Source organism: Moorena bouillonii PNG (assembly GCF_001942495.1).
GTDB lineage: Bacteria > Cyanobacteriota > Cyanobacteriia > Cyanobacteriales > Coleofasciculaceae > Moorena > Moorena bouillonii.
Map to the genome: position 1 here is coordinate 653810 of NZ_MKZS01000001.1, position 18551 is coordinate 672360.

The 18551-nt window shown below is 44.2% G+C and carries 19 protein-coding genes; 8 read left to right on the plus strand and 11 right to left on the minus strand.

Annotated elements, in window-relative coordinates; all coding sequences use genetic code 11:
- Positions 1 to 140: 140 nt before the first annotated feature.
- The 3 genes from BJP37_RS02725 to BJP37_RS02735 form a co-directional block, all read right to left on the minus strand.
- Positions 141 to 689: a GTP-binding protein gene (locus BJP37_RS02725; protein ID WP_193431306.1), complete on the minus strand. Its 549-nt coding sequence runs from the start codon at positions 687 to 689 to the stop codon at positions 141 to 143.
- Positions 690 to 840: 151 nt separating this feature from the next.
- Complete coding sequence (locus BJP37_RS02730) at positions 841 to 1701, minus strand: DUF4388 domain-containing protein (protein WP_075896280.1); 861 nt, start codon at positions 1699 to 1701, stop codon at positions 841 to 843.
- A gap of 523 nt (positions 1702 to 2224) precedes the next feature.
- On the minus strand, positions 2225 to 2635 hold the full coding sequence (locus tag BJP37_RS02735) for a roadblock/LC7 domain-containing protein (RefSeq protein ID WP_075896282.1): 411 nt from the start codon (positions 2633 to 2635) through the stop codon (positions 2225 to 2227).
- Positions 2636 to 3066: 431 nt separating this feature from the next.
- On the opposite strand from BJP37_RS02735, the gene aspS reads away from it, so the two are divergent.
- Complete coding sequence (gene aspS / locus BJP37_RS02740) at positions 3067 to 4854, plus strand: aspartate--tRNA ligase (RefSeq protein WP_075896284.1); 1788 nt, start codon at positions 3067 to 3069, stop codon at positions 4852 to 4854.
- A gap of 40 nt (positions 4855 to 4894) precedes the next feature.
- Here aspS and BJP37_RS02745 read toward each other — a convergent pair whose 3' ends face one another.
- A complete protein-coding gene (locus BJP37_RS02745; RefSeq protein ID WP_075896287.1) occupies positions 4895 to 5845 on the minus strand; it encodes a lysylphosphatidylglycerol synthase transmembrane domain-containing protein in 951 nt (316 codons plus the stop codon).
- A 384-nt stretch (positions 5846 to 6229) separates the two neighbouring features.
- On the opposite strand from BJP37_RS02745, the gene BJP37_RS02750 reads away from it, so the two are divergent.
- Positions 6230 to 8818, plus strand: coding sequence for an NACHT domain-containing protein (locus BJP37_RS02750; protein ID WP_075896289.1), 2589 nt, complete (start codon positions 6230 to 6232; stop codon positions 8816 to 8818).
- 293 nt (positions 8819 to 9111) lie between these two features.
- On the opposite strand, the gene BJP37_RS02755 is transcribed toward BJP37_RS02750, so the two are convergent.
- Positions 9112 to 9501 (minus strand): RidA family protein, encoded by a 390-nt coding sequence (locus BJP37_RS02755; RefSeq protein ID WP_070390993.1) that lies wholly within the window; start codon positions 9499 to 9501, stop codon positions 9112 to 9114.
- Positions 9502 to 9664: 163 nt separating this feature from the next.
- Here BJP37_RS02755 and BJP37_RS02760 point away from each other — a divergent pair, with 163 nt between their 5' ends.
- The 5 genes from BJP37_RS02760 to BJP37_RS02780 all read left to right on the plus strand — a co-directional run bounded on the left by BJP37_RS02760 (position 9665) and on the right by BJP37_RS02780 (position 12918).
- The gene (locus tag BJP37_RS02760) at positions 9665 to 10753 is read left to right on the plus strand and encodes a glycosyltransferase family protein (RefSeq protein WP_075896291.1); all 1089 of its coding nucleotides are present in this window, start codon (positions 9665 to 9667) and stop codon (positions 10751 to 10753) included.
- 17 nt (positions 10754 to 10770) lie between these two features.
- Positions 10771 to 11370: a hypothetical protein gene (locus BJP37_RS02765; protein ID WP_229415172.1), complete on the plus strand. Its 600-nt coding sequence runs from the start codon at positions 10771 to 10773 to the stop codon at positions 11368 to 11370.
- A 25-nt stretch (positions 11371 to 11395) separates the two neighbouring features.
- Complete coding sequence (locus BJP37_RS02770) at positions 11396 to 11902, plus strand: hypothetical protein (RefSeq protein WP_075896293.1); 507 nt, start codon at positions 11396 to 11398, stop codon at positions 11900 to 11902.
- Between the two features lie 26 nt (positions 11903 to 11928).
- Positions 11929 to 12348 carry a secondary thiamine-phosphate synthase enzyme YjbQ gene (locus BJP37_RS02775; RefSeq protein ID WP_075896295.1) on the plus strand — a complete coding sequence of 140 codons (420 nt, stop codon included), beginning with the start codon at positions 11929 to 11931 and terminating at the stop codon, positions 12346 to 12348.
- Between the two features lie 306 nt (positions 12349 to 12654).
- On the plus strand, positions 12655 to 12918 hold the full coding sequence (locus BJP37_RS02780) for a DUF3146 family protein (RefSeq protein WP_075896297.1): 264 nt from the start codon (positions 12655 to 12657) through the stop codon (positions 12916 to 12918).
- Between the two features lie 6 nt (positions 12919 to 12924).
- On the opposite strand, the gene BJP37_RS02785 is transcribed toward BJP37_RS02780, so the two are convergent.
- Both BJP37_RS02785 and BJP37_RS02790 read right to left on the minus strand, forming a co-directional pair.
- The gene (locus tag BJP37_RS02785) at positions 12925 to 13110 is read right to left on the minus strand and encodes a hypothetical protein (protein ID WP_158069374.1); all 186 of its coding nucleotides are present in this window, start codon (positions 13108 to 13110) and stop codon (positions 12925 to 12927) included.
- Positions 13111 to 13217: 107 nt separating this feature from the next.
- Entirely contained in the window at positions 13218 to 13619 is a 402-nt protein-coding gene (locus BJP37_RS02790) for a pre-16S rRNA-processing nuclease YqgF (RefSeq protein ID WP_075896299.1), read from the minus strand.
- Positions 13620 to 13739: 120 nt separating this feature from the next.
- Between BJP37_RS02790 and BJP37_RS02795 the strand changes: the two genes are divergently transcribed.
- The gene (locus tag BJP37_RS02795; protein WP_075896301.1) at positions 13740 to 14522 is read left to right on the plus strand and encodes a class I SAM-dependent methyltransferase; all 783 of its coding nucleotides are present in this window, start codon (positions 13740 to 13742) and stop codon (positions 14520 to 14522) included.
- Positions 14523 to 14580: 58 nt separating this feature from the next.
- On the opposite strand, the gene BJP37_RS02800 is transcribed toward BJP37_RS02795, so the two are convergent.
- The 4 genes from BJP37_RS02800 to BJP37_RS02815 form a co-directional block, all read right to left on the minus strand.
- Positions 14581 to 15162: a hypothetical protein gene (locus tag BJP37_RS02800; protein ID WP_075896303.1), complete on the minus strand. Its 582-nt coding sequence runs from the start codon at positions 15160 to 15162 to the stop codon at positions 14581 to 14583.
- A gap of 469 nt (positions 15163 to 15631) precedes the next feature.
- Positions 15632 to 16012 (minus strand): hydrogenase maturation nickel metallochaperone HypA, encoded by a 381-nt coding sequence (hypA, locus tag BJP37_RS02805; RefSeq protein WP_075896305.1) that lies wholly within the window; start codon positions 16010 to 16012, stop codon positions 15632 to 15634.
- A 15-nt stretch (positions 16013 to 16027) separates the two neighbouring features.
- On the minus strand, positions 16028 to 17230 hold the full coding sequence (gene speB / locus BJP37_RS02810; protein ID WP_075896307.1) for an agmatinase: 1203 nt from the start codon (positions 17228 to 17230) through the stop codon (positions 16028 to 16030).
- A gap of 342 nt (positions 17231 to 17572) precedes the next feature.
- Positions 17573 to 18550, minus strand: coding sequence for a 2-hydroxyacid dehydrogenase (locus BJP37_RS02815; RefSeq protein ID WP_075896309.1), 978 nt, complete (start codon positions 18548 to 18550; stop codon positions 17573 to 17575).
- Position 18551: the final 1 nt, after the last annotated feature.

An 18551-nucleotide genomic window follows, 5' to 3' on the forward strand; every position in this document is an offset into this window, starting at 1 on the left:
CCTTCCCGACGCTGACCCTATCGGGTACAGCGCGGGGCTGCCGCCTTGAAGCTCAAAAAACACCTCAAAATGGCTTAAAGACACCAAAACTTAGTATCGCTAGATCCTAAATTTAGATTTTACGGCGATCAGCCCACACTCTAGCGATTAGGGGGAGTGTGGGAGATGTCGCATTTAATGATATATTGTACTAGCACTATTAATGCTTGAATCACAGAATCTCGTTGATTGGCATTGAGGCTTACCATCGGGGGTCGATTGCTTTCATCCACAAAGCCCAACGCGATCGCTACATCCTCTTGGGACCAAGCTCCTTCACAATCGACATGGGTTAGACCAATCACTAGGGGAATTTTCACACGCTGTCCCATAAAACTGAGCAGGCGACGGGAAGAGCTAAACTGACTGGGACGATGGGCATCAACAAGGAGTATGTAAGCATGCGCTTTCCGAATCAGGATGTCCCACATGAAATCAAAGCGAGACTGTCCTGGAGTACCATATAAATGTAGCGCCATATCTTGAGCAAATTGCAAACGCCCAAAGTCCATCGCTACTGTAGTTTTTTGCTTAATTTTAGTTGTCACGTCCGTTGCTAGGCAATCTGTATCCACTACATCAATTTCGCTAACCGAGCGAATGAAAGAGGATTTTCCAGCACCCACGGCACCGGTTACAACTAGACGCATAATTTCCACGCTTATTTGCTGTTAGCCGTTCTGAAGCAGAATCGGAAACACGACAACATTATTGTCAACCACAGGATTAGGATTACCATGCTCTGATTGCAGAAAAACTACCATTAAGTCCAAAAAGTACCTAGCTGTTATTAATCCTTAATTACCTCCTTAAGAAACCAAGTAAGTGTTGCACAAAGCGATTGCTCAGCTCTTGATGATTGTCCTCCTCAGTTCGATTTGCCCCAACGGCCACTGGCTCTAATCCCTGTGATTGCCAATAGTTCTGTTGATATGAAGTAAGCATAGGCACTTCTGCGACTAAACCCACGCTAATCAGCCGGAAGGATATCTGTTGAACCGTTTCGAGAGACTTGCCCAACCGAGTAGCAATATCAGTCAGGGGAATTGACCCATTGGCTAATTTCCAAACTGCAGCTTCCATAGGGTCTAGCCCTAACTGGCGATGACCGACCATCGCCCTAGATAGTGCTGAGGTGGTTTCAGGTAGCTTGTCTGCTAATCCATTCCAATCTGGTAGAGCTCGCAGACCAATTAGAGTTGCTTTGGTAGCTGAGATGCTTAAACCCGTCATTTCTATCGTGGGCAAAGTTGCCTTAGAGTCAAACCTAAATTTAGCATCTTTGAGCCGGAATAAGCCACAAACTGAGCGTATAACCTGGGCATGAAATAGTAGTCTCAACTGCTCTGGATGCAGAAATCCCTTAGTCTTCAAGTACAGACCAATAGGTTTATTGGCCGGACATCGATTTACCTGTTCATTAATTACCTCAGGGCTCAGCCAACCCCGCTGACACATCATTTTCAGCAGGCATTGGTGATCCAGACGATGGCTAACTGCCAAGATCCGACCTTGGCGCAGTAGAATATGTCGAGCTTTTATTTCTTGACTATGCCTACTTAGCTTGAATCGGAGGGTTAGTAATCCAGTTTTGTTTCCTTGATCGAGGAAATGAAACAATTCTGGGAGGGAAAATTCCGCTAAAGAACTCGTGATCGCCATTACTTGCCAATAAGAAAGAAATTCACCTATTACTAGGCTTAAGTTTATTGATAGTCACAAGACATAATGAATAATCTATTTTTTTTTATCGATTTTTTCGGATTTTATATTAAAGTTATTAAATTTTAATTATTTGACAATACAATTCTATCCATTGGGTTAGTAATTCCCTAAGTGTAAAGTAAAAAATTTCTATCTTATGACTGATGCGTAAAATTAAGATATAAGCATCAGAGAGGAGAGGTTCAGCAGGGTTTCTGACATTGGCAATCTGACATTGGCAATAGGCTTAACTCAAACCTGGGGCTTAGATAGTTTTCCCAGTATAGCGACTTGCAGTTAACACCATAGGTATCTTGAGTTACCTAAAATCAAAAGGATTTGTTAAATTATTCAAATCACAGCCACCATTTTTACCAAAAATCCTAGCTCCAACATTATCTTGAACTAGCTGTCAAGATAAAATTCACCCACCCTACTCTAAGCAGTGGCAACCTTTCATCTCGTTGCTGTGGCACTTTAGCTAGAGTTTTGTTTCATAAATTCCTGGAATGGTCTGGTGAGGCTCTAAAGCTACCTTCAACTCTGGAATCACCCGCTTGATTTCCAGCATCAGCACCCCCTGTTTAGCTGCCTTGGTGGCTAAGACTAATAGAACAGCATACTCCCCACAGTTGGTTAGTATACCATAACCTTTATTACCTTCTACGAAAATGCGGTCTAGAATACCTCTGGACAATTCCGAGCCAATCCGTTCACCTAGGGATAACATAGCAGCTGACATGGCTGATACTCGTTCTTCATCCATCTCGCTCGGTAAACTGGATGCTATAGGCAGTCCATCAGGAGAAACTAAAGCAGCTCCTTGAACCTCACTGGTGCTGGTAACAAAATTTTGGATAATGGTCTTCAGCTTGGCGGTATTAATGGTCATGGTTATCCATTCCTCATCAAAACGTTACTGCTCAATCGAGTTTGTGGAAAATAGAGTGATAGGGAAAGTCTAGCCAATTATCAAGGTCTAGTTGCTATACTCGGTCGTTGCAGTAAAATCGTCGGAGATCTGGCTTGGCTTCGGATATCAGGAACTATAGCCCAAAGCTAAACAGAACCTATGAAACCTTTTCCCCTATATCAGGAAGCCTAGTGTCAGACTATGGCCTAGACTCGGGTCAAATGAGCTATAATTCAGACTTTGTGGTGGCTGAAATTGCCTGGGTCGGCTTACTGGCGGGGGATTTTAATCCTAGTAAAGTGCCTGTAAAACAGGAAATATCATCCGTGAGGGTGAGAATCTAAGACCATAACGCGCCAGGGTTTAGCCTGATAAGTAAATTAATTCAACCAGTATTATAGACAAAGACTATGCGAACTCATTATTGTGGTCAACTCCGAAGCCAGCACATTGGTGAAACTGTTACCCTCTGCGGCTGGGTCTCGAGACGTCGCGACCATGGAGGTGTCATCTTCTTGGACCTACGGGATATTCGTGGTGTTGTCCAAATTGTTAGTGACCCTGAGCGTACCCCTGATTCCTATAACGATGCCGATCACCTACGCAATGAATATGTAGTAAACGTTACTGGACGAGTTACTAAGCGTCCTGACGAGTCCCTTAATCCGAAATTGCCTACTGGCGAGGTAGAAATTTACGCTGATCACATTGAACTGCTCAATAAAGTGCGTAAGCAGTTGCCATTTCAGGTGTCCAGTGCTGATACTGAGTCAGTGCGAGAAGACTTGCGGCTGAAGTATCGCTACTTGGACTTAAGACGCGATCGCATGAGCAAAAACTTGCAACTGCGCCATCAAGTGATTAGAGGAATTCGCCGTTACCTGGAAGATGAACAAGGCTTCATCGAAGTGGAAACCCCAGTGCTAACTCGTTCCACTCCCGAAGGTGCTAGAGACTATCTTGTCCCCTCCCGTGTTAATCCAGGTCAGTGGTACGCTCTGCCCCAGTCCCCCCAATTGTTTAAGCAGCTGTTGATGGTATCGGGTATGGATCGATACTACCAGATTGCCCGATGTTTCAGGGATGAAGACCTCAGAGCTGACCGACAGCCAGAGTTTACCCAGTTGGACATGGAAATGTCGTTTATGTCCCAAGAGGAAATTCTCCAGCTTAATGAGACATTAGTATTTCACATTTTTAAAACAGTCAAAGGTATTGATATCCCCAGACCATTCCCCCGCCTCACTTACGCTGAAGCCATGGAACGCTACGGAAGTGATAAACCCGATACTCGCTTTGGCTTAGAACTAGTCAATGTCTCTGATTTGATGAAAGATTCTGGCTTCAAAGTCTTTTCGGGTGCAGTAAAGACTGGGGGTGTAGTCAAAGTTCTACCTATTCCTGGTGGTAATGAAGCTATCTCGAATGTCCGGATTAAACCAGGGGGTGACTTATTCAAAGAAGCAAGCGAAGCTGGTGCTAAGGGGATAGCTTACATCCGGGTGCGAGAAGGAGGTGAAATTGATACCATCGGGGCGATTAAGGATAACCTAAGTGATAGCCAAAAACAGCAGTTATTAGAGGCAACTGGTGCTACTGCTGGTCATTTGCTGCTGTTTGGTGCTGGTTCAGCTGACATCGTTAATAAAACCCTCGACCGCTTACGACTTGTGATTGGTCAAGAATTGGGATTAATTGATTCAACAAAGATTAACTTACTCTGGGTAACAGACTTCCCCATGTTTGAGTGGAATGCGGATGAAAAGCGTTTAGAAGCACTGCACCACCCATTTACAGCTCCCCATCCTGATGATTTAGATAATGTGAAAACGGCTCGGGCTCAAGCCTATGACTTAGTATGGAACGGGGTAGAAATCGGTGGTGGTAGTCTCCGGATATACCAGCCAGAGATTCAGCAACAGGTTTTTGAAGCTATTGGCTTGTCTGAAGAAGAAGCTAACAGTAAGTTTGGGTTTCTGCTGGAAGCCTTTGACTATGGTGCCCCTCCTCACGGTGGGATTGCTTATGGTTTGGATCGGCTAGTAATGCTATTAGCTGGGGAAGAATCGATTCGGGATGTGATTGCTTTCCCGAAAACCCAACAAGCACGTTCTTTGCTAACCGATGCTCCAGGTGCTGTGGATGATAAACAGTTAAAAGAGTTGTATGTAGCTTCTACCTATCACGATGAAGAATGAAGTATGAAGAATGAAGTATGAAATATGAAGTATCAAGACTTCATCCTTTATCTTGGTTAGAAGAGCGATCGCTTGGAGGTTCATTTAACCATGCCAGTGCCGCACCGCCAACTTCTGATAGAATACTGATCAAACGATACAAGGCAACCGAACTCAGCACCACTGCCGGAGCAAAGTCATGCTCTAGTAAACCCACTGCAGTGGCTTCAAATACCCCAACTCCCCCTGGTGCCCCTGGGACAATTAAGCCCAACAGCCAAGCTACACTAAACCCACTAAGCAACAGGGGGAGTTGGCTGGGAGTGATTGGGCTTAAGGCTAACAGGGTAAGCAAAAAGCCTGAACCTCGCAATCCCAAAAAGCCCAATTCCCCCAACAATGGTAGGATTGGGTAGCGCTTGACCCGGATAATCTGATCTTCATCTGATTCAATGCTTTTCTTCTTACCTGTTAATTTAGCTAAATACTGTAGGCATGGGTTTAAACACCAAGGATGAATCAGTATCAGTACAGCAAATAGAATTGGGAGTTGAATGATCCGGCTGGCCAGAGGAGAACTGATCAAAGCCAGCAATAAAGCACCTACTGCCATCATGGGAGGTTCCATTAACACGCTCAGAGTAGCTACTCCCAATGGAACTCCTGCTGTTTTCGCTGCCCAGATCCGACCATAGAAGTGCCAAACGTTACCTGGTAAGTATTTGGCAATGTTAACTTTCAGATAGATCCGGATACACCATCCAAGCCCTAGTTGTTGGTCGAATTCCCGGAGTATCCAATGCCAAACCCAGCCAGTCCAGGTGTGGGCTAGCAATGTCACCCCAACAGCGATCGCTAAACAAGTCCATCCAGAAGTGCTGATCCGAATCGCTAGCACTTCTTGCCAGTTGTCTTTCAAGGCTTTTGCTAAAAAGAATAATGTCCCACCTAAGATTGCCCAGCGTAGGTAAGGTTTTAGGGGTGATAGGACTCGCTTAATCGCTACATTCATTGACTATCTATTCTAACATTTTTACAAAGTAATACGACACGAACGAAGATATCACAAATGACAGACAAAGAATGAGAGTGATAAAATGCTAAAAACTCAATTATATTACTAATAGTTAAAAATATATATTTAAAATATAGCATTGTTTATAAAAATTTATAATTGATCAGCCGTTTGATCGAGTAAGCGTGTTTACACCAAGTTGGGTTGTTACTAGGTCACTATTGCAACGGTTTTTTGCCCAAGAGGATTGAGCGTTGACAGTTGACGGTTAAAAGTCAAATTCAAGGATAGTCTTACCAGTAAATTACATCTTTAAGCGGCAACTTAGTATTAGACTCGCTTACACTCGAAAGCAAGGGGCTTTGTAGCAGTAGCATCACTATGCCAGAAAACATGTCGGACAAGCCATCGTTCCAAAACAAGTCAAATGAGAAAGCTTTGGAACCAGAAGAAAACTTGGTCATGGGGTTGTGGGGAAAATTCACCTCACAGTTTCACGACGGAAAATCAACCTCACAGTTTCAAGACAAGTATTACCAAAGCTTAGTCTACGGTTTTCGTGACTTGAAGACAGTAGTGTTGAACACAAGGCTATCAAGGTTGGATTTCGAGCAGGTATTTGTCCCCCTAAGATTCGCTACAAAAATTCCAGGTAATAGACCATTACCTAAGACAAACTCCCATCAATCTCAGATCAGTCCGGAAATTTGGGATTTTATCGCCAAAATACCTAAAAGACGAGCCTATCGACATTTGGCAATCATTGCCCCCCCAGGATCAGGAAAAACCACTACCTTGCAGCATTTGACCCTGACCTATGCCAACAATGCTCACCGCCAGTATAAAGCGCCAAAACTAATTCCTATACTGGTAGATTTGCGGAATAGTTGCGATCGCATTACTAGTGAGCAAAAACCTAACTTGGCACAGCTAGTTACGAAACAAGTTGAGGAAGGGTCATTACCAGGATTGGGTCAATCCGCAGGCTTGGAGAAACCTCCTGCTAATTGGTTTCGGGATCAGTTAGAAAATGGCAAATGCTTAGTGATGTTGGATGGGTTGGATGAAGTAGCTGATCCGGATCAGCGTCAGCAGGTGAGTCAATGGGTTAACCAGCAGATGCAAACCTATCCCCAAACTGCTTTTATCCTGACATATCGTCACCAGGGCTATCGTAGTATACTGGGCTCGCAGATCGAAACAGTTTTAGAAGTACAACCATTCAATTTCAACCAAATTCAGCAATTTATTCAGGGCTGGTATCCACAAACTAAGATTAGTAGTCGAGGAAAACAATTATCAGCTCAGAAGCAAGTTGAGGATTTAGTAGAGCGGATTAGAAATAATCCCTCGATAGCTTCAATGGCAAGCAACCCACTGCTGCTAACTATGATAGCTACCCTTCACGCTTGCGGTAGCATCTTACCAGAGCGTCGGGGAGAACTTTACAGCAAAATTTGCCATGTATTGCTGGAGGTGTCATCAGCTCAGAACATCCCTAGACCGCTAACAACTGTGCAAAAACAATCAGTCTTACAAAGACTAGCACTAGGGTTGATGGAACAGGAAACTTGTGAATTCACCCCATCTGATAGTCAAGAGCACCTAGCATCAGTGGCAGGGAGTCCACTAAAACCAAAGGAATTTCTTAAGCATATAGAGACAGCTACTGGGTTATTAGTGGAAAGGAGGCTAGGTATTTACGAGTTTGCTCACCAGAGTTTTCAGGACTATTTAGCCGCTGCTCAGGTAAAGGAACTGAACCAAGAGCAGATCTTGACTAAAAACGTGGATAATCCCTGGTGGACTGAAACTATCCGCTTCTGGGCGTCAGATGCTGATGGCACTAACTTGATTAGTGCAGCCTTGGAAAAGGCTACAAAAGAGTCTTTAGCTCTTGCTTATGATTGCCTAGCGCAAGGGTTGACCGTTAAGCCTAAGCTAGAGCAACAACTTGAACAAGTCCTAGCAGCCGATTTAGCATCCCCTAATCCAGAAATTGCTCAGTTAGCTGCAGAGCTTAAGTTATCTAGGCGGTTGAATCAACTATTCCGGATTGATGACAGAATCGAAATTGGCTTGAGTTATATTACCTGTGCTGAGTATCAATTATTTTTGGATGAAACCCTAGCAGCAGGTGAGTATCATCAGCCAGATCATTGGGAAAGCAAACGGTTTATAGCGTTAGAGGGAAATCAGCCAATTACTGGAATTGGAGCTAGTGATGCCGAAGCATTTTGTAAATGGTTGACTCAAAACTACTCAACATCAGGATTCAGGTACAGATTGCCCAGTTCCGATGAAGCACAGGAGTACCCAGCGATTGAACAGCCAGTAGGCTGCTGGTGCCAGGAAAAAGAACACAACCTGATTGTGGGCATAAAAGCAGCTAAGTGGAAAAATTGGCAAAAACAATTAGCTAATGTTGTTCAACTAGATATAGCTCTAGATTTAAACCTAAACTTGGAGGGGGAACTAGAACTGTTCCGATACCTAGATATCCAACTCTATCGATATTTAGAGCTTAACCTCTACCAATACCGAAATCTTTACCAAGAGCTTGAACAAAACCTCGACCTCGATCGATACCTTTACCAAAACCTTGAGCCATACCAAGACCTATACAAAGACCTCAACCTAGGTCAATATATCAACCTCAATCCCTACCTCAATTTCAACCTTGAGCGATACGAAAACCCAGATCTTAAATTACTCCGCTTCTATGTGCTGTTAGTATTTATTGCCTGGAGTGTGCGAGCTGATATTTATCAAAAAGCTGCTACCAATCCTGAAATCCTAAAACCTGTTCATTTGACGGTTCAAAATTGTCAAGAATTCAGCCGTAAGTATGCCAGTAATAGGGATAAAATTGCTCCAATTTACACATTATTTTTATTAATGGATGAGCGACGAACTGGTCGAATGCCAGCTTGGGAGGGAATTCGGTTTGTTCGAGAAAAAGTCAACTAAACTATCCAATAAAAAAAGCCAAATAATTATTAACAGTTATAAATTGAAATGCCGATTAGCTTCCCATGGGCGAAGCGGGCAAGCTGAATGCTAATAGCTAAATCTAATAGCTAAATCCTTGATACAGCGTTTTTCATAACTATCAGGTACACGGGATTTTTTAACTCTTCCCTCTTCACTATTCCCTCTTCCCTCTTCCCTCTTCCCTACTCCCTGCTCCCTGCTCCCTGCTCCCTAAAAGCCCATAATTTGTACCTCATCGAATTGCAAACCGCCGTAATTTACCATTATCATTAATCACCACAATAAACAATCAAATCAATTTCTACATCACCATTACCAGCCAGACCTATGACTCCAACCGTTGTTCGACAAGGTAACCGATTCTTGTTAAAATAAGAAACATATAAGTCATTAACTGTCTGGTAGTATCTAAAATCAGTGACAAAAATGCGAGCCATAACTACCTGAGCGAAGCTAGTGCCAGCATGGTCTAAAACCAGCTTCAAGTTTTCCATTACCTGTTTAGTCTGTTCCTCAATTGACCCAATTATTACTTTTCCAGTGACAGGGTCTTCAGCTAGCTGTCCCGTCACAAATAGAAAATCTCCTGCCCGAACAGCGTGGGAATAAGGAGCTACAGGTGGCAGAACGTTGTTCGGTAAAGTTATATATTCCAGCACGTTTTCAACTCCTTAAACAATAAACTTTAAATTTTTTTCTGAATTTGATTTTCAAGTGTGGAAATTATAATCAAGGTAGTAACTGCCAAAGTTAGCCACTTGTGGTTTATTTTTGTTAGCCTGCATTAAAGCCTTCAATTAACTCAATACCTGAGCTCCTAGAATGTCTAGACCAGTTTTATACATCGCTATCACTAGCCACGGTTTTGGTCATGCTGTACGTACTGCCTCCGTAGCTGCGGCTATTCAACGACTGTGTCCGGATATCTTACTGATTCTAGTAACAACAGTACCACGCTGGTTATTAGAATCCTACATTCCCGGGGATTTTATTCATCGCCCACGGGCTTTTGATGTTGGTGTTATTCAAACCGACAGCTTAACGATGGATAAAGAGGTAACATTAACCAAACTAAAGCAAATTCGTTCCAATGCTAGATCAATAATTGCTAGTGAGGTTGACTTTATTCGTAACAATCGAGTCGGGCTGATCTTAGCTGATATTCCCCCCTTAGCTGTAGGTATTGCTCAAGCGGCTGGCATTCCCTGTTGGATGATGAGTAACTTTGGTTGGGACTTCATCTATCGAGACTGGGGAGGAGAATTTGCCGAGATTGCCGATTGGATCAGTGAGTATTATGGAAAATGCGATCGCTTATTTCGTCTTCCTTTACATGAACCCATGAACGCTTTCACCCATATCACCGATGTGGGCTTAACAGGGGGATACCCAGGTTACAGTACAGATCAATTAAGGAAGCATTGTGATCTGAAGTCTCCAAAGTCTAAAACAGCTTTACTCACCTTTGGGGGATTAGGGTTGGAACAAATTCCTTACCATAATCTATCTCGATTCCCTAAGTGGCAGTTTATCACATTTGACTCTCAAGCACCAGATTTACCCAATTTACTAAAAATCAAGGGTCACGACTATCGACCAGTGGATTTCATGCCCTTGTGCTCGCGAGTGATTTCCAAACCGGGGTACAGTACTTTTGCTGAAGCCTTACGCCTGGATATACCTATTTCTTCAGTTACCCGCTCGGGATTTGCTGAAGCCGCTATCCTAATAGAAGGGGTGCAAGACTACGGTCACCACCAGATTTTAACACCGACAGAATTTTTCCACGGCAAGTGGGAATTCCTCCATCACACTCCCAAGCCTCCCAGAAAATCTCAAAGCTTGGTAAAGGATGGAACAGACAAGATTGCTAAAGATATTGTTAACTACCTCCAGACTCTCACTAAATAGCCTAGATAGCCCCTGCCATGATATCTACCGTAGATTCGCTTATAGAACAGATCCAGAATAGCCACAATTCTATCCCAAAGTCCATCGACACACCAGAAACCTCTACTATTGAAGAGGAAACCTCTAAAGAGCAGACCTCTTTCCCCAGCCTAGAGTTGGCAGCACGAGATGTTCGTATGGTACTTGATCAACAAAGGGAGCGCAGTCAAACCTTGACCACAAAGCTCAATATCTTGTTTGTCACTAATGGAGCCTTGTTAACGAGTTTAACCATCTCGGGACTAGTATTTTTCCGCAGTCCCTTTGGTATTGCTGAGATACTGGGATTTATGCTTAATTTTACCCTACTAATCCGTGCTTTTCTACCGCGTCAGATCGCAGTCAGTCCCAACTTGGGAGATAAAAAATTCCTAGAACGTTACCTGGTACTCTCACCAGAACAATACCAGCTACAGATGCTGGTTAATCTGGTAGAGACTTATAATGCAAACAGGCAGCGATTAGAAGATTTTTCTCTATCGTTGAAGTATTCTGCTTATGTCACTTGGGGGGTTGCCTTGATTATTACGTTGAATGTCATAGCAGAGTTTTGCATTCCTGCGCTTAAACTGATGTGATGTATTGTTGGCTTTCGCTCAGACTATGAATTCTAAACAGGTTAATAACAAAACCTCTGGAGAACCTTTGAGTTTACCGGAACCAGACCCAGAGAACATCACTGTCTTGACCCGTAACCTGCCCAACGAGCCAATTCTGCCCTGGAATCACTATGATTCCCCTTGGCGTGACGGGGAACCGGAGAATCCAGAGGTATCAGAAAATTCGGAGCAGGCAGATGAGTCGAGTGACAATCAATCTGCAACTGAGCCAGAATCAGCAGAAAAGCCAGAGTTATCAGAAACTGCTGCTCAACTGGATAAGTTGTATACAGAAGAATTGGCAACTGTCCCTGAGTCGTTATCAAAAGATACTCTAGAGTCATCAGAAACTGCTGCTGTGGTGGATAAGTCTGCTGACCATCCACCAACAGCTGTAGCCACAGAAACCTCGGAAACACCTGTGGTGGATAAGTCTGTTGACCATCCACCAACAGCTGTAGCCACAGAAACCTCGGAAACACCATCGGAGGAACTGAAACAGCTCGGGTAGCAGTGGCTCGATTAACCAACCTTTCTATGACTCATTATCAACAACGACTCAAAATTAAGACTACCGGTAAATCGTTCTCCAACATTACCCGGAAAGTTCAATCCGTGGTTGCTACATCAGGACTCGAGACTGGATTGTGTACCATTTTCCTGCGTCATACCTCGGCAAGTTTGGTAATTCAGGAAAATGCTGATCCTGATGTGCTCACGGATTTATCGAACTTTTTTGCTAAATTAGTACCAGAAGATGGCAAAAGCTATAGCCATAGTGCGGAAGGTCCCGATGATATGCCTGCTCATATCCGCAGTGCACTGACCAAAACATCGGAACAGATTCCTATTGCTCAAGGGAGATTGCTCCTAGGAACCTGGCAGGGCATTTATATTTGGGAGCATCGGCGACAGGCTCACTACCGGGAGTTGGTGGTGCATATCGCAGGGAATTAATCTCAACCAGTATCTATTTTAACTATTACCTAAAAGCATTACCAATCAGAAGACATGGTGACCAGTACTGAGGGGTCACTTTATTCAGGAGTCAAGAGCCAGGTAGAGTTGTGCTTGCTGTAGGGATTGAGTAAAGCGTGATTTTTTATGCGTGGAAGGGTTTTGTAAAAAGCATCCATCAGCACCTGGTTGCCTTGGGCATCAACCACCCACACGGATATGACATTCCGGTTGATCCCTATTGACTTCTCTCCCAACAGGTCTGCTAACCTATGTGTTTAAAGCAGATTAGGAATTTTTACCATTGTGAGTGCAAAGGGTTTGCCTGAAACCACTGCCTACGTCAGAATTACGCGGCACTGCTGGCAACAGGGCAAGATTGAAGGGGAAGTCCAAGCCGCAGACTATGAATGGGAGTTTAAGTGGCATTTTCGGGTCAGTCAGCTGTTAGTCACCCCCTCTCTAGGCCGTGCCTTGATTCAGGAACCCCTTGGCCGATTTTTAGAACAGTGGGATTACCAGCTCGAACCAGGAGGAAACTATGCTTTTACCATTCGAGCTGAACTCTAGCATGTCTCAATTCCGTGAGGTACTTTTTTTCTGGGGAGTAGGGAGTAGGGAGTAGGGAGTAGGGAGTAGGGAGTAGAGAATGGGGAATGGGGAGTAGGGAGTAGGGAGTAGGGAGTAGGGAGTAGGGAGTAGAGAATGGGGAATGGGGAGTAGGGAGTAGAGAATGGGGAATGGGGAAAATTTGTACCTCATTACTCTGATAAATGCTAGATTCTCAGAAGGGATAATAGGGGAAAATTAGAAGAGGCTTGAGCATTCTGTCAATAGGTTATGCCCAAGGGAAGACGACGATATCCCTTTTAGCTTTTGCTTTTGATTATATAGCGCTCGATTAACAAAATTGCCACAATATCATCAATGGGTCGAGGAGGTTGGCGCATTCCTTGGGGGATAAGGCGTTGGAACCCTTTGGGAGGATACATTTGCCAGTAGCGTGGGCGAGCTTCTAAACTACTGTAGCGCTCATCTACCAGGACAATAGGTACTGATGCTGGTAATTCCTCCTGGATTTTCTGTTTCCATCTCTTGGCAGTAGTTTGGTCTCCCATGACAATGGTTTCAATGGGGAATTGTTGACACAGTTGCTGGAGTTTTGCGATCGCATTTCCTGAAGCGACTACCTCATGGGTTAGCAGCTGACCCTCTTTTTCCATTACTGCTACACCACATTTATCTCGTCCTGGATCGAAGCCTAAAATCATCTCAAGTCACGGGTTATATAAATATTTGTCAAAATTGCTAATCTGGCAACACAACTAGTACTGTCCACTAACCCTACCCTACAAGTATAGAGATTGCCTAAATCCTGATTGGTATGAATCATGGGCGAAACGAACCTTGAGACAACACCATTACACCAGATGAACCCAGAGAGTCGATTTTCTGAACTGGTGGCAGATTATGCGAAATACCGACCCAGTTACCCAGCTGCAGCTATCGACAAGATTCTGGAAGGACTTGAGAACAGAGGGCAACTGGTAGCTGCGGATATTGGTGCAGGAACAGGAATTTCCTCTCGGCTACTAGCTCAATGGGGAGTGCGAGTGATTGCCATCGAACCCAATACTCAGATGAGAGAAGCTGCTAGCACCGATCCATTGGTTGAATTCCGGAATGGAACTGCTCAACAGACCAACTTACCTGATGCATCTATTGACTTACTAACTTGCTTTCAATCCTTCCATTGGTTTGACCCAGAGCCAACTTTGCTAGAATTCCGCCGTATCCTGAAGCCTACTGGACAATTAGCTGTGGTATGGAATGACCGCAACCGCCAAGATCATTTTACCGAAGGCTATAGTCATCTAGTGCAAATCGCCTCCAATCATCATCCCGCCGAGTCCCGAATGTGTTCGGTAGACCCCTTGCTCGCTAGTCCATTGTTTCCCAATGTCTATTCCTACACTTTTTCTTATCACCAAGCCTTAGATAAAGATGGTCTGATTGGTCGTGCTAAGAGTGTCTCCTATATCCCACGAGAAGGATTAGCCCAGCAGAAACTTATCTCTGATTTGCAGGAATTGTACAACAGTTGGTGTGATCACAAAGGTTTAGTTTACTTGACGTATAGTACCAAGGTTTACGTAGCTCAACCTGAGTGCTAAGTCGTGATCAATAATTATTAGTATAGCATTTATAATGCTGTACTACTACTTAGTTAGTCTAGTTTAGTTCGTCCAATTTAAAATCATCAATATACAGCAGGAAGAAGCCTATAAAGATTGTCATTAGTGATCGCCAAAAAGGTTGAATAGGTATGTCCCAAAGTAACCCCCATATCCCACACCAGGAAATTATGATGGCGATCATAGTATACATAGTTGATAAGTTCGGATATTTGGTTTTGAAGTGGTAGAAGAGCTTTTCCCTCGAATTCATTTCCTCGAAATCTTTTTCTATAAGAGTTTTTTTCCTAACTACCAGCTCTTGCAAGGATAGGTCATCTATCCAGATCATGAGCAGACCAAGCATTAACAAAGCAAAGTGACGCATAACCACTTTTAGAGCAAAATCAGGGGCAGGTTCATCGAGCAAATTGGTTCCTTGTGCCCATGAATCCGAGATGAGGATAACACCACTCCAGATGGCTATGATACAAGTTGTTACATATAGAGCTTGGATGTTAGGGTATTTAGTCTTGAGGGTATCGAAGAACCTCTCTCGCAGACTAGGGCGACTATAGGGTTTTGGTTGGATGTCTGAAATATCTGAAATAGCTGATTGGATGTTTTTTTTAGGATCCATATTAAGTCTCCTTAAATTAGAACTGAAGGAAACTGATTTATTTTAATACACCTGTGGATTCACACAATAGGGTAATCGCTTACCCAAAAGTCCAGCCATGAGATTATTTGCGTTGCTTAATGATGGTATTATTTTGTCACCATATCTACCAAAAATTGGGGTAAACAAAACTTTAAAATTATCCAAAATTTCACCGGATAAACCGGGGCTTTACCAAAATAAAATGATCTAAATTCATACTTCAATGTCTTGAGGCAGCACCTAATAAAAAATTCCTTGATAATCGGCAAAAAATACAATTTATTTACCTCAAATTATGGATTTTTATCCACTTTGTAAAAAGTTAGTAACAAATACCAAAAAGCGATCGCTTACAGCTCCTAGCGATCGCTTTTTGATTACCCTTCTAATCATTATTGGGGTAATTCATAAATCAATCTAATGGAGCAGGTTAATTTCCAGAGCTGGCTCAAAGGTTTGCTGCATTGGGTTCAACAGCAGAGCCACAGTATTCAAGGCGGTCAATCTTTAATTCTCGCCCAGAGCGAATATCTTCCATCGGTGATTTACATTCTCGGCAAGCGTATTGACTATCAATCTCAGGTCGATAGTCTTGTTGACAGTGATGGCAAAAGGCAATTAAGGGGGTTTCCTGAATCACCAGTTTGGCACCAGACAAAAAGGTGTTGGGAATTTGAGCTTTAAAGGCCAATTCCAAACTCACAGGTTCGACACCAGTGAACTGGCCTACTGTCAGATGAACGCAGGAAATTTTGGGTCGTTCTGGCTGTGCTTCCCACCAATTGCGTAAGGTCACAATTAGTGCCTTGGTCATGTCAGTCTCATGCATTGTTGAAATCCACCTTCAAGTCCACTCTACTAATTCCGGCTGCGCTTCTGGATGAATGTAGGAGGGTTTTTCCTGGCGCGGCAGTTGACCGGATAGCACTAAGTGCGCCATTGTGTCACAGATGACGCGAGTTGCCATCAGGGCAGTGATGTCGCTGATGTCATAGGGCGGCGAGACTTCCACTACTTCCAAACCGCAAACAGGAGCTTTCTGAACTATCTTGCCCAGTAGATACAGAGCTTCCCGGGGGAGGAGTCCGCCCGGTTCGGGCCAGCCTGTACCAGGAACAAAACCGGCATCGATACAGTCAATATCGAAGCTGATATAAATGCAGTCGGTACCGTCTAGTGCCCGTTCCAGGGCAAACTCTACCGCTGCGTCTAATCCCATTTCAGTGATATCGGTTACTGTCAGGATATTACTTGCCCGCTCCCGGCAAACTTTGACTCCCTGGCGAGGTACTTGCCAACCGCCAATGCCCAGTTGCACTAAGTTCTTCGCTGGAGCATTCCTCATGTTAGTGGCATGAAACCAAGGGCAGGTGTGCATCCGCTCATCCAGGTCGGTTTCCTGGGTATCTACATGGCGATCAAAGTGGATAATGCCAACTTTCTTGTCCCCTAAATGCCGACAAATACCCCGAACGGTAGGAAATCCGATGGAATGATCTCCTCCCAAAATGATGGGAAACGCTCCAGAGCTGAAGATGTGAGCAATGCCCTTAGAAATCTGGTCAAATGACTTTTCGTTGTTGGCTGGAATGGTAAAAATATCTCCCACATCACAGAGGGTAATTTGCTCTCGCAGGTCAATCCCTAACTCAAAGTTGTAAGGGGTGTACAAGGCAGAAATGCGGCGAATGCCTTGGGGACCAAAGCGGGTTCCGGGGCGATAGGTGGTTCCCGAGTCGTGGGGAACCCCGACAATGGCCACATCGTATCCCTCAACCTGGCGAACATCTTCGAGATAAGGCGCTTTGAGGAAGGTATTGATGCCAGCGTAGTGAGGTAGTTCACCACGGGAAAAGGTGGAAATAGTGCGATCGCTAATACTCTCTGCCGCTTCCAGCCCGTATTCGAGACCCTTTGACACCTCCTGCTGCCATCCCGTCGATGGTAGTTGAGCTTCACGCTCCAGGGCACGTTCTGCCTCAGAAGGATTTGAACTGTTACTGCCTGGGCTTTCAAACAAGGGGTTTTCAGAAGAATTTTCAGTCATTTGCACTCCCGAGAAGTTTTCAAAACATCTTAATCAGCGACTTATAGCCTACATTCCGCAGATTGGAGATGAGAGCTATGGTATCTTTTAAAGTTCTCACCGATAGGTTCTGAAATGATAAACCTACAGATTTCTTTTACTTGAGTTCGATATCAGGCAGTTTGCTAAAAGCTAGGGCATGTCTGCTTGGGTCTAAAAACCCTCGGCTGACTGGGTGCAGGGCAGGCAAGGGAGGCAGGGGAAGTAAGGCAAGCAATGATAAATTACAACTGTCTTACCCGTTACTTTTCTTGATCGAGTAGTTTGCAGACAGACCCTAGAAATCAAGGAAACGGAATTATTCTAATACACTTGTGGATTCACACAATAGGGTAATCGCTTACCCAAAAGTCCAGCAATAAGATTATTCACGGCCATCGTAGCCATTTGCGATCGCGTTTGATAAGTTGCACTGCCAATGTGAGGAGTAATGATCAGATTATCCAAGGTCAACAACGGACTATCCATGGGAATAGGTTCTGGTTTAGTTACGTCCAGAGCAGCAGCAGCGATTTGACCATTGCTCAGAGCTTGGTACAATGCTTCTGGATCTACGATTGCTCCTCGTGCGGTGTTGATCAAGATCGCTGAGGATTTCATCAGCTCAAACTGGGGAGTACTAAATAGATGGTAGGTTTCTTCAGACAGAGCAGTGTGAATGGTAATAAAGTCTGATTCCCTTAGCAACACGTCGAATTCAGCATACTTTACACCAAGGGATTGTTCTAATTCTGAGTCCCGTCGATGCCGACTGTAATAAAGAATTTCCATATCAAACCCTCGCCCACGACGAGCAACAGCTTGACCAATGCGTCCAAAGCCAACAATTCCTAAAGTAGCACCGGTGATGTTTGGTCCTAGCAATAAAGTAGGTTCCCAAGTCTGCCAATGACCAGCACGTACAAATTGGTTTGCTTCAATCACTCGCCGTGCTGTTGCCATGAGTAACGTCCAGGCTAAGTCAGCTGTAGCCTCAGTCAGGACACCAGGAGTATGACCAATGGGGATACCCCGGATGGTGGCAGCAGGGATATCAATGTTATCGTAACCTACTGCTAATTGGCTGATTACCTTCAGGGATGGTGCAGCTTCGAGGATTTGCTTGTCAATGGAATCTGTGAGTAGGCACAGTAAGCCATCGATTTCTTTAACTTTGTTGAGCAAGACCTCGTAGGGAGGCGGTTGACGCTCTGGCCAGATTTCCACATTGGCGATTTGGTGGAGTTGTTCGAGTCTGGTATCAGGAAGGCGGCGAGTTATGAAGACTTTGGGTTGAGACATG